Source organism: Planctomicrobium mucosum (genome assembly GCF_051466335.1).
Classification (GTDB): domain Bacteria; phylum Planctomycetota; class Planctomycetia; order Planctomycetales; family Planctomycetaceae; genus Planctomicrobium.
Window position 1 is genome coordinate 2,986,485 of record NZ_CP195793.1, and the last position, 11,426, is coordinate 2,997,910.

8 protein-coding genes are annotated in these 11,426 nt (G+C 53.6%); 6 read left to right on the forward strand and 2 right to left on the reverse strand.

Features of this window, described 5'->3' with window-relative positions; genetic code table 11:
* Window positions 1-183 precede the first annotated feature (183 nt).
* The 6 genes from acnA (at window position 184) to SH668x_RS12025 (ending at window position 8,214) form a co-directional block, all read left to right on the forward strand.
* The gene (gene acnA, locus SH668x_RS12000) at window positions 184-2,934 is read left to right on the forward strand and encodes an aconitate hydratase AcnA (protein ID WP_437185299.1); all 2,751 of its coding nucleotides are present in this window, start codon (window positions 184-186) and stop codon (window positions 2,932-2,934) included.
* A 293-nt stretch (window positions 2,935-3,227) separates the two neighbouring features.
* Complete coding sequence (gene hemQ / locus SH668x_RS12005) at window positions 3,228-4,076, forward strand: hydrogen peroxide-dependent heme synthase (protein WP_437185300.1); 849 nt, start codon at window positions 3,228-3,230, stop codon at window positions 4,074-4,076.
* A 116-nt stretch (window positions 4,077-4,192) separates the two neighbouring features.
* Entirely contained in the window at window positions 4,193-4,504 is a 312-nt protein-coding gene (locus SH668x_RS12010) for a hypothetical protein (protein WP_437185301.1), read from the forward strand.
* A gap of 476 nt (window positions 4,505-4,980) precedes the next feature.
* On the forward strand, window positions 4,981-5,601 hold the full coding sequence (locus tag SH668x_RS12015) for a sigma-70 family RNA polymerase sigma factor (RefSeq protein WP_437185302.1): 621 nt from the start codon (window positions 4,981-4,983) through the stop codon (window positions 5,599-5,601).
* Window positions 5,591-7,129 carry a serine/threonine-protein kinase gene (locus tag SH668x_RS12020; RefSeq protein ID WP_437185303.1) on the forward strand — a complete coding sequence of 513 codons (1,539 nt, stop codon included), beginning with the start codon at window positions 5,591-5,593 and terminating at the stop codon, window positions 7,127-7,129. The genes SH668x_RS12015 and SH668x_RS12020 overlap by 11 nt, the downstream gene beginning before the upstream one ends.
* Before the next feature lie 272 nt (window positions 7,130-7,401).
* A complete protein-coding gene (locus SH668x_RS12025) occupies window positions 7,402-8,214 on the forward strand; it encodes a TatD family hydrolase (RefSeq protein ID WP_437185304.1) in 813 nt (270 codons plus the stop codon).
* A gap of 116 nt (window positions 8,215-8,330) precedes the next feature.
* On the opposite strand, the gene SH668x_RS12030 is transcribed toward SH668x_RS12025, so the two are convergent.
* Window positions 8,331-9,983 carry an Nramp family divalent metal transporter gene (locus SH668x_RS12030; RefSeq protein WP_437185305.1) on the reverse strand — a complete coding sequence of 551 codons (1,653 nt, stop codon included), beginning with the start codon at window positions 9,981-9,983 and terminating at the stop codon, window positions 8,331-8,333.
* Window positions 9,984-10,070: 87 nt separating this feature from the next.
* Complete coding sequence (locus SH668x_RS12035; protein WP_437185306.1) at window positions 10,071-11,330, reverse strand: NAD(P)/FAD-dependent oxidoreductase; 1,260 nt, start codon at window positions 11,328-11,330, stop codon at window positions 10,071-10,073.
* Window positions 11,331-11,426: the final 96 nt, after the last annotated feature.

The following is an 11,426-nucleotide window of genomic DNA, read 5'->3' on the forward strand; positions in this document are numbered from 1 at the left end:
AAAAATTCAGTCACTCTCAAGCAGGGTTTGAAGTGGAGTGATGCAATGACGATAATAAGAATCTTTAGATGGCTTTACGGAAAAATCTACCTGCATCGTGCAGGGTCATGACGTGACGAAAATTTTTGCCAAGCCCTTGAATTTTGAATCAGCGCAGTCTGAATTCAGCGGAGTTGTCGATTTATGAGTGGTTCCAATCCTTTCGGTGCTGAGCAGAAGCTCCAAACTCTTGCTGGCGAAGTCGTCATCCATCGTCTTGGGAAGTTGACGGAACTTGGGAAAGGAGACGTTTCTCGTCTCCCCTTCTCGATTCGTGTTTTGCTGGAGTCTGCTCTCCGTTCATGTGACGGTTACATCGTCAGTGAAAAGGATGTTCAGAATATTCTGGACTGGCAGCCACACCAGGCTGAGCCAACTGAAATTCCTTTCATGCCCGGTCGAGTGGTTCTGCAGGACTTTACCGGTGTGCCAGCGGTCGTCGACCTCGCAGCGTTGCGAGCAGCGATGGTTCGGATGGGTGGAGATCCCAAGAAGATCAATCCACTCGTTCCTTGCGACCTCGTGATTGACCACAGCGTGCAAGTGGACGCTTTCGGTTCTGATCAAGCTGCCCAGATCAACGTCGAGTATGAATTCGAACGTAATCAGGAGCGTTATCAGTTCCTGAAGTGGGGTCAGAACGCGTTCCAGAACTTCCGTGTTGTTCCACCAGCAACTGGAATCGTTCACCAGGTCAACCTCGAATACCTCGCAGGCGTTGTTCTGACCCGTGACGGAGTCGCATTTCCGGATTCACTGGTCGGCACTGACTCGCACACCACCATGATCAACGGTCTTGGCGTTGTGGGTTGGGGCGTCGGTGGAATTGAAGCGGAAGCGGTGATGCTCGGGCAGCCGATTTACATGCTGCTGCCAGAAGTGATCGGCTTCAAGCTGACAGGCGAGTTGCCAGAAGGGGCGACAGCTACAGACCTCGTTCTGACTGTCACCCAGATGCTGCGTCGCCATGGTGTGGTTGGCAAGTTCGTCGAGTTCTACGGCCCAGGGCTCTCGAACATGTCTCTGGCGGACCGCGCGACGATCGCCAACATGGCTCCTGAATACGGAGCGACGATGGGCTTCTTCCCTGTCGACAAGCAGACACTCGTTTACCTCGAGCGCACCGGACGAACCAAAGAGCAGATCGACCTCGTCGAGAAATACTACAAGGCACAGGGAATGTTCCGTACGGACGACTCCCCAGAGCCAGAATTCACCGCGACATTGGCTCTCGACCTGTCCGAAGTCGTTCCATCGATGGCCGGTCCAAAGCGTCCTCAGGACCGCATTTTGCTCAGTGGAATGAAGAGCCAGTGGGAGCAGGATCTGGCGACCACTTTCGGAAAGGCGTCCATCTCTGCAGATTCGACACCAGCGCAAATGGCCGACGAAGGGGGAATCGTCGTCCCCAGTGCATCCGCGAGCGAACCCGGTCTGACTGGCGCTGAAGTCGAATACAATGGCCAGAGCTTCAAGTTGAAGCACGGCGCCGTGGTGATCGCTGCAATTACCAGCTGCACAAATACCAGCAATCCAAGCGTCATGCTCGCTGCCGGTTTGCTGGCACGAAATGCTGCCCAAAAGGGTCTGAAGAGCCAGCCATGGGTCAAGACCTCGCTCGCTCCCGGTAGCCGCGTGGTGACAAGTTACCTCGATCGCGCTGGATTGACTCCTTGGCTCGATCAGTTGGGATTCCAGCTTGTCGGTTACGGATGCACCACCTGCATCGGAAACAGCGGTCCGCTTCCAGATCCGATTGCAGATGCCATCAGCAAGAACGACATCATCGCGGCAGCGGTTCTCTCCGGAAACAGAAACTTTGAAGGCCGCGTGAATCCTCACGTTAAAGCCAACTATTTGGCAAGCCCTCCATTGGTAGTTGCCTACGCAATTGCAGGGACGACTGAAATTGACCTGACCACCGAGCCAATTGGCCTGGATCAGAACGGCAACGACGTCTACCTGAAAGACATTTGGCCATCTCAAAAAGAGATCGCCGATACAATTGCTGCAGCAATGTCTCCAGAAATGTTCGTTGAGCAATATGCTCAGGCCAGCAATGGTCCACCTGAATGGCAGGCGATTGAAGGTGGAACAGGCGACCTGTTCAATTGGGATCTCAAGAGCACCTACGTTCAGGAGCCACCGTTCTTCGTCGACATGCCAGCGGAACCAAAGCCGATTCAGCCAATTTCAGGGGCTCGGGTTCTCGTGAGCGTCGGTGATTCCTGCACAACAGACCACATCAGCCCCGCTGGCGCGATCAAGAAGGATTCGCCTGCAGGGAAGTTCCTGCAAGATAGTGGAGTTAAGCCTGTTGACTTCAACAGCTATGGAAGCCGACGTGGTAACGATCGCGTCATGACACGCGGAACATTTGCCAACATCCGCCTTCGCAATCTGATTGCTCCTGGAACTGAAGGGGGAATCAGCAAGTATCTTCCAGGTGATGAAATCACCTCGATCTACGATGCTTCCATGAAGTATCAGGCTGAAAACACTCCATTGGCGATTCTTGCGGGCAAAGAGTACGGAACCGGTTCATCCCGTGACTGGGCCGCCAAGGGAACTCATCAACTGGGGATCAAGGTCGTCATCGCTGAGAGCTTTGAGCGAATTCACCGCTCGAACCTGATCGGCATGGGGATTCTGCCGTTGCAGTTCCGCGAAGGGGAAAGCCGTGAAGCTCTCGAGTTGGACGGCACCGAAGTCTTCGACGTCGCAGTCGATGACAACGTGAAGCCAGGTCAAGCAATCGAAGTGACGGCTCACAGAGCCAATGGTGAAGATGTTCACTTCGTCACAACATGTCGAATCGACACTCCTGTGGAAGTCGAGTACTACCGCAATGGTGGTATTCTGCACACCGTGTTGCGTCAGTTGTTGAAGAAATAGTGGGAGAGAAACTGATGACCGAATGTGAGTGATGAACTCTGATGCCGTGTGACCCCGTCGTCGTCCATGTGACGAATCGGTAGCATGGCTGAAAGAAGCCCGTCACCGCACAGATGTCGGTTTCATGACTGTTTGAGTTCTTCGTATAGCCACACACGTGCAGTGTGTGGCTATACTTGTTGTTGAGATCTGTTTTTCCCTGTCCGCTTGCGCCTGTTTAATCGACCCGGAGACACACTTTGGTCGTGTGGCAGAACAGGTAGCTCGGAAGTTCAGACTGGCCAGAAAGTGAAATGATGAATCGTCCGTCACATGCACCTGCTCCGCTTCCAGAGCCGACAATCCACCTGAACGAAGGGTGGCACTGCCTTCATTTGTACTATTCCATCGACGGGTGTGCATTGCGTGCGCTTTCCGGCGCCGATCGTCTCGTCGGCATGGATGAAGTCTGCGACATTCTCAGTCCAAGTTATCACGGCGCTCCTGAGAGACTTCAGGTCTTCGCAGTCTCGGGGCACCGCAGCGACTTCGGCATGATGTTGATGGATAAAGACCCACTCAGACTCGACGCCATTGCTCAAGATCTGCGAGCAAGCCGACTGGGTGCTGCGTTTCAACGGACTGCCTCCTTTGTGTCGATCACCGAAGTCTCTGAGTATGTTCCGACCGTTGAGCAGTATGCAGAAAAATTGAGACAGACCGGAACGCCAGCAGATGACCCATCATACGCCGCTAAGGTGAAGGCATATGAACAGCGACTCCCGATGATGAACAAGCAACGTCTGTATCCGGACTTTCCTCCGTTTCCAGTTCACTGCTTCTATCCGATGAACAAAATTCGGCATCCGCATGCAAACTGGTTTCAGCTTCCATTCAGTGAGCGATCCCGCCTGATGTCTGAGCATGCGACTTCAGGGATCAAGTTTGCCGGAAAGGTTTCTCAGTTGATCACCGCTTCAACCGGGTTCGACGACTGGGAATGGGGCGTCACATTGTGGGGACGAAATCCTGAGTCGATCAAGGAGATCGTCTACACCATGCGATTCGATGAGGCGAGTGCCCGCTACGCCGAGTTCGGGCCGTTCTACATCGGGTACATAATGAGTCCGGAAGATCTCCTGAAGCATCTGCGCATCGGATAGTATCCCGAAGCCCCGGAACGCGTTGCTGTCATGACACCAGAATTCTGAAGCGCCATGCTGCGTCGTCGAGCGACAACAGGTGGCCTTCAATTTTGAATCAAGGTGCGGGAGATTCAATGAAGATTCAGTGCGACTGCGGAGAGTTCATTTACGATTCGACTGATGGTCTTCCTGGGAAAGCACGGTTGATTCCGGATCGGGAATGGTTGGGGCTGATTGACCGAATTGAAGAAGAAGTACTGGGGGCACTCTCAGAGAAAAGACAGTCATTCGAAGCGGCAGCGATGGCCCTGAGAGAGTGCCTCTTCGACGTTTCGCGTACGATGTATCAGTGCCAATCCTGCGGGACAATGTTCGTGAACGACCGGAACGGGAAGCTGCACAGCTACAGTTCGAATCCGGGGTCGTCGCCGTCAATTCTGTCCTAGAGACGGCGTTGGCTTAGATCACACGGAGCAGACTGGTGGAAATCTGGGCCAATTTCAGATGATCTAATTTGTCCACTCTACTGCATTGAGTTGACCGGAATTCCTCACAATCCAAGCGAGTCTGGATCATAATTGCTTCATTAATTCGGGAGGTATTCTTACCCGTGTTGGCGAGCAGGTCGAAATAATTCTCCAACAATCCACTTCCCGGCCCGATCCTGTCTTGATTGCTCGTGTAAGTCGTAATGGAGCCGCGGTTCTTCCTAAGCCGCGCATAGTTCGTGTGCGACTTGTTATGTGGCCGATTTCATGGTCGAATGACTGAGCGGTGCTCATTTGGGTGTGGCGTTTCGACAACCAAAAAAAAGCATTCGAAAGAGCTTTGGTCGCCACGCTCCTTTGGGAAACAGGAAAAGAACAAAGAACTTTGTGAAAACTGTCAAAAATAGCGTTCGGTTTTTCAGACTGGTGACGTCATGGGGAGTGGGCCGAACGAGAACTTCGTTCTAAATGATGCCGACCATCTCTGGGCTGAGGACCTGCGGGCTGATGATCCGCAAGTCCTCGGTCGGCTCGTTTCTTATTATCGCTTATACCTTCAAGGTTATGCAGCGAATCTCATCCCGGACGGCATGCAGGGTCGGGGAGATCGATCCGATCTCATCCAAGAAACGCTCATGCGCGGGTACGCTAGCAGAGACAAGTTTCGAGGGTCGACAAACGCAGAGTTGACCGCGTGGCTGAAACAGATTCTGCACCACGTCGCCGTCGATTGGATTCGCCATCACACCGCGGAAAAGCGTGATGTGAATCGGCAGCTGAAAAATGAATCTGAAGCAGAAAGCGAATCAATCTTCATCGACGGCGCTGGAGAATCTCCCAGTCAAAACTCGATGCGCCGCGAGGACGTTCAACGGATCTCCGAAGCGTTAACACAGTTGAGCAATGAACAACGAACTGCAGTTCAATTGCGAAGCGAGGGGCGCACGTTTCTCGAGATGGGCATTGCGCTGAACCGATCTGAGGATGCTGCCAGAATGTTGTGGGGGCGCGGTGTCGAGAGGCTCTTGTTGATACTGGGCGACAATGACAAGTGATTCGACAAACGGCGATCCCTCTCTCGGATGGGTACATAACGCGATCAACATTGATGAGTCTCTACGAAGTGGAGCTCCTACCAGATTCTCGCAATCGACTCCGAGTGATGGCAATCTCAGTTGGTTGCTGTCCAACTTGCAGAGGATGCACGCTCCGCCAGCGACGTCTTACCCCGCTAGGCTCATGACGGGGGCGCCGGAAAAAATCGGGCGGTATGTCGTTCGGAGAACGATCGGCTCTGGCGGATTTGCGGTCGTTTATCACGCTTTCGATCCCCATCTTCATCGGGAAGTAGCGGTGAAAATTCCGCTCCCTCTGAGATTGTTGAACGAGGAAGTCCGAACTCGCTTTGTGCAAGAAGCGCGGCTGGCTGCTCAGCTCGATCATCCGCACATCGTCCCGGCATTTGAAGCGGGCGAGGATGGACCGATTCCATTTATTGCTTATGCGTATTGTTCTGGACCGACATTGGCGGCATGGATTCAATCGCATCCGCAGTTGAAACCGCAAGCTGTCGCTGAGCTCATGGCACAGTTGGCAGATGCCGTTGAGTATAGCCATCAACAAGGGATTCTTCACCGAGATTTGAAACCGGCGAACGTCCTCTTATTTCCGACAAGCAAACCCATTTCAGACGATTTTGCGTTTATTCCACGTCTTGCGGATTTCGGTTTGGCGAAGTTGGTGGAAGCTGTCTCAACGGACACTCGTTCCAGTGTCATTATCGGGACGCCGTCGTACTTGGCTCCTGAGCAAATCGACGCGGTGAATCCCAAATCGATCTCGGCGACCGACATTTACGGGCTGGGAATCATCATGTATGAAACCCTGACCGGGCACCCTCCATATCGTGGAAAGAATGTCGTTCAGGTCTTGGAAGAGATTCGAGAAGGAACGATTGAGCCCCTGCGCGTGATCAATCTCCAAATCCCGAAAGACTTGGCGGTGATCTGCGAAAAAGCAATGTCTCGCGATCCTGCCGATCGCTACAGCAGCGCGGCCGACTTCAGGGACGATCTCAATCGTTATCTCCGAGGGGAGAAAATCACAGCACGCCCTCTCGGCGTCGGCGCACAGATTTTCAGGGCACTCACCGCCCCATCTCGGATTTCAGAAGCATCCGCGTTCCTGATCATCAGCTTCACTGCGATGGGGTTCTGGATGGCTTTGTGGCCCGTCGGAGGATTGCTGGGATTCGCTACAAGTTCTGTGATTCCAGCATCGGAGATCATTGGTTACACACTCCCATTGATGATTAACTCCATCATCGCGATTGTATTAGGCTGGCAAGTCGGTCGAGGAAAAGTGTGGGCTGCGGTTGTGGCAACAGTCCTCGGAGCCGGTCTATGCGGTATCGCGATTTCCGTGCTGTGCCAATGGATTCAACCATTCTTCCCGCAGGTCTACTCCGATCCGCGAACAAGAGAGATTGTCTATCTACTTTTGTTGTGCCTCTTTGTCTCTCAAACCATTCTGTCGGCTTGCGCGTGGGGAGCCATCCGCAGGCAGAGAAAGTTGACTTCGTAGCCTGTTTGTAGCGACGAGCGATTCAACCGCTCCTCTGTTCTTTCTACCGCCTCTGATCATACGAAGACTCTCGATAGCGGCGTCCGTGGAAAATGGGCGGCGATACGACACGATCACGACCAGACGGTTAGTTTCGGGGCGTAATCCATTGTGATAATCTACAGAGACAAGCGATCAGGCGAAAATCGAGCCTGAAGCTGCACGCGATGATCCACAGTTATCCGTCACCTTGCGGTTTTCAAGTGAGAGGTGCGGAAGGAGATAAGTTGACTATGTACTACATCGACCCGCATGTCCATATGGTGTCCCGCACGACTGATGACTATGAGCGGATGGCGCGAATGGGCTGCGTCGCAGTGAGCGAACCAGCGTTCTGGGCCGGATTCGATCGTGGAACCGTCGACGGATTTCGTGACTATTTCCATCAGCTGACTGATTTTGAGTCACGTCGAGCGAGTTGGTCGGGAATTCAGCATTTTACGTGGTTGTGCATCAACGCCAAAGAGGCTGAGAATATTCCGCTGGCGCGCGAAGTGATCGCGATGATTCCCGAATATCTCAATCGTCCTGGAGTACTCGGTATCGGCGAAATTGGACTCAATAAAAACACTCCTAACGAATCGACCATTTTTCGGGAACACCTCGATCTGGCTGCGAAAACTCAGGAGTTGATTCTGATTCACACCCCTCATTTGCAAGACAAATTCAAGGGGACGAACATGATCGTAGATATGCTCAAAGAGCGAGATGACATCCCTGTTGAGCGAGTCTGTATCGATCACGTTGAAGAGCACACTGTTCGTCTCGCTGTCGAAAACGGCTTCTGGTGCGGGATGACGTTGTACCCAACGACCAAATGCACTCCAGCCCGCGCTGCGGACATTATTGAGCGTTATGGCGATGAACGCATCATGGTAAATTCGGCGGGCGACTGGGGACCAAGCAATCCGCTCGCAGTCCCGGACTTCATTCAGGAGATGAAGCGCCGCGGTCATTCCGAGGCGAAGATTCGCAAGATTGTTTACGACAATCCGCTGACGTTCTTTAGTCAGTGCAAGCGATTCAACTTCACCCCTCCCGCATAATGGCAAAGGATATTTCCGCGGTTCGACTACAATCTCAAACTGCGAAAAATTCCCACTGAGCAGGCGTTCAGAATGAATCTTCTGAACGCGGCTCAGTCGAAGTTTTGCGGGGGAGATTATTTTCCAATCAACGACATCACTTGCGATGTGACGCCCCACGCTCCGGTGATCACGAAAGCGATGAACGACATGATGAGCGCCGCGTCCCAGGTCCAGTGAGGCTTGAGGCGTGGGTCGGTTGCGGTATATCTGAAATACAGCGTCCCGAATCCAATCATCGGGAGCATAATCGCCTGCATGAATCCGGAGATCAGGACCGCAAGAACCGGATCTGCTCCGAGCGCGAACATCGTAAACGCGAAGAGTGGCAGCAGCACGCACAGAATTGTCACCCAGCGGTTGTTCACTTTCTCGCTGTGTTTGTCGATCGCTCCACTGATCTTGAGGAAGTCAACGAACAGTCGCGCGTTCCCTGCGCTCGCGACGAGGAACGTGGAATAAAGGACGGCAACGGCTCCCAAAAGGAAGAGCCATTTAGCAGATTCACCGAAGATGGGGACGTACGCGCTGGCCAGCGTAGACACCATGCGAAGCCCTTCAGGATCGCGTCCTTCCCGATAAAGGACCGCTGCCCCCATGACGTAGAATGCCATCGTGGCGAGCGTGTACACGAGGAGCGAGAGAAACGCGTCCCAGTGCATCACGCGCATCCAGCCACGCGCTCGCTGGGCCCACGCTGCGTCTGGAGATCTTCGCCCGGTGTAGCGTGCATAACCTTTCTCGATGCACCAGTAGGGGTACACCAGCAACTCCATCGCTCCCACACCAATAATGCCGAAGGTGGCGATCGCAGTCATCAATGAACTCCAGCCATCATCTCCTTGCGGGAGATGAAAGGAGAGTCCGCGGATGAATTCGTCCGCTGTGAAACTCCAATCCCGAGTTGTCTGAAGTGCCAGCACATTTCCGATCGTCGCGATGGTGAAACCAACAACGAGAATTGTCGCGAACGTCTGCAAGAGTCCGTAACTTCCGCTGTAAAGCAGAGCGATGGTGAGCGCGGTCACGATTCCCGCCCAGATTCGGTCATCGAGTGTCCAGGGGTCGACCTGCTTGGCACCGGAACGGACCGTTTCAAGAGCTTTCGTGCCCGTCTCTCCCGACTTCTGGATCTGTTCTTTCAGCCTGGCGTGTCCACGCTCGATTCGCTGCTGTTCGTCAGCGCTTTGCTTTCTGAACTCTGCACGCGGTCCTGAGAGATCGTCTTCCCACTTCTGGAACCAGGCAAGCTCAGTCGGCGAAGGGATCTCAATAGCTGCTTTGTAGTCGCCCGTGATTGGGAAACTGATGGAGAGCGACTGACCAACTCCCCCAACGATTCCTCCTAGCTGAAGCGTGCTGGTCGTCAGCATGATGAGAAAGAACCACAGGATGAAATGAACTGGCCCGATTCTTCCGGGGAGTTGATTGAGCGCGGTTAGCGTGGTTTGTCCATGCGTGATGGAATAACGGCCGAGTTCAATCTGTGCGAAGACTTTGACAACACACCCAATCATGATCAGCCAGAGAAGCGTCAGCCCTGCCTGGGCTCCAGTCTTCGTCGTCGCGATCAGCTCGCCGGAGCCGACGATACTGGCAGCGATGACGAGGCCCGGGCCGAGCTTCCTGAACGTCCCCATGAAGGATGTGGGGGGCTGTTGAACCCCCTCATCGCTGCGTGGGTCACCCGCAGCGATGGCGTCAGGATTATCTTCAGGAATATCTGCCATGAATAAGCTCCGTTTGATCGGCCAGAGGACTTATAACGAAGTCCTGATGGAACGACAATCGGGAGCGATGGCGCATTTCGAACGGTTTTAGAATCGGCTTGGAGAAAATGGCTTCGCATCAATGTGCGTTGTCGTGCGATCCATGATTTCGCGAATCAGCTTTCCTGTCGCCGTCGCCAGACTCATTCCCAGCATGTTGTGGCCTGTGGCCAGATACGAGTTCTGGAGCTTTGGGACCGCGCCGATGATCGGGAGGCTGTCCCAAGTCATGGGCCGCCAACCGCACCATGCCTGGCTCTCACCCGTCGTATAGGGTGTGTGCAGATAAGGTTCAGCAGACCGACGAAGTTGCTGGATTCGACGGTCGGGAATGGAATCATCGAACCCACAGAATTCCATCATCGAGCCAAGCCGATAGCCATTGTCGAACGGAGAAACCCCAACTCGATGTTCCGGGAACAGCATCGGGACACTCGGAGCAGGATTCGGCTTGGACATCGTGACCGAATAGCCTTTTCCAGGCTGAACGGGGATGCGGCAATTCAGCATTGTTGCAAGTTTGGAGCTCATCGCTCCAGCTGCAAAAACGATTTCAGCGACCGGCATTTTCCCGGCGGAGGTGGTGATCTGTGTAATTTTTCCCTGTTCTCTGGTGATTCCCTGAATGTTGCAGTTTTCCACAAACTGAACCCCCTGCTCCTTCAGGAAATTGACCCAAGTTGAGTTGAGCCGATCGGGACGCACAGAGGCATCCATCGCGTAATGGAATCCTCCTGCCAATCCTGATTTGAGCGACGAGTCGAATTGTGGCAGCGACTCCCCTTCGATTCGTGTCGCCCCGACGTCAAAATGTTCCGTCATGAAGTCGACGTGCTCAGCGAATTTCTGCATTCCTTTTTCCGACTGCAGAACGTAAAGCAGACCGGTATGCTTCCACTCACAATCGAGCTTCGCGTGCTCGATGAGGTGCTGATACTCTGCCATTGAGGAATTCAGAATCGCTTTGAGATGCACTCCAGCGCTCAGCATTTGAGCGTGTGTGCAGCGTCGGGCGAACTGGAACAGCCACTTCCACAGGGGGGGATCGAACGATGGGCGAATGCGAAACGGGGCATCCGGGTTGAATAGCGATTTCAACCCCTCCTTCAGAGCACCCGGTTCAGTCAATGGGAGTACATGGCTGGGGCTAATGTAACCGCAATTGCCGTATGAACACCCGGCAGCGATCTTCCCCTTTTCAAGAACGGTGACTGACCTTCCCGTTTGTCTGAGATAATGAGCACAGGCGATTCCGATGATCCCGGAGCCGACAACGATCACATCAGAACCACTTTTACTTGAATTCATGGAATTCCTACGATCAAACTGAACCGCGTCAATTCGCTGGCTTCATCGCGCGAGCGGCGATGGTCTGGTCTTCAACCGTAATCTTCGCGTTTCAGT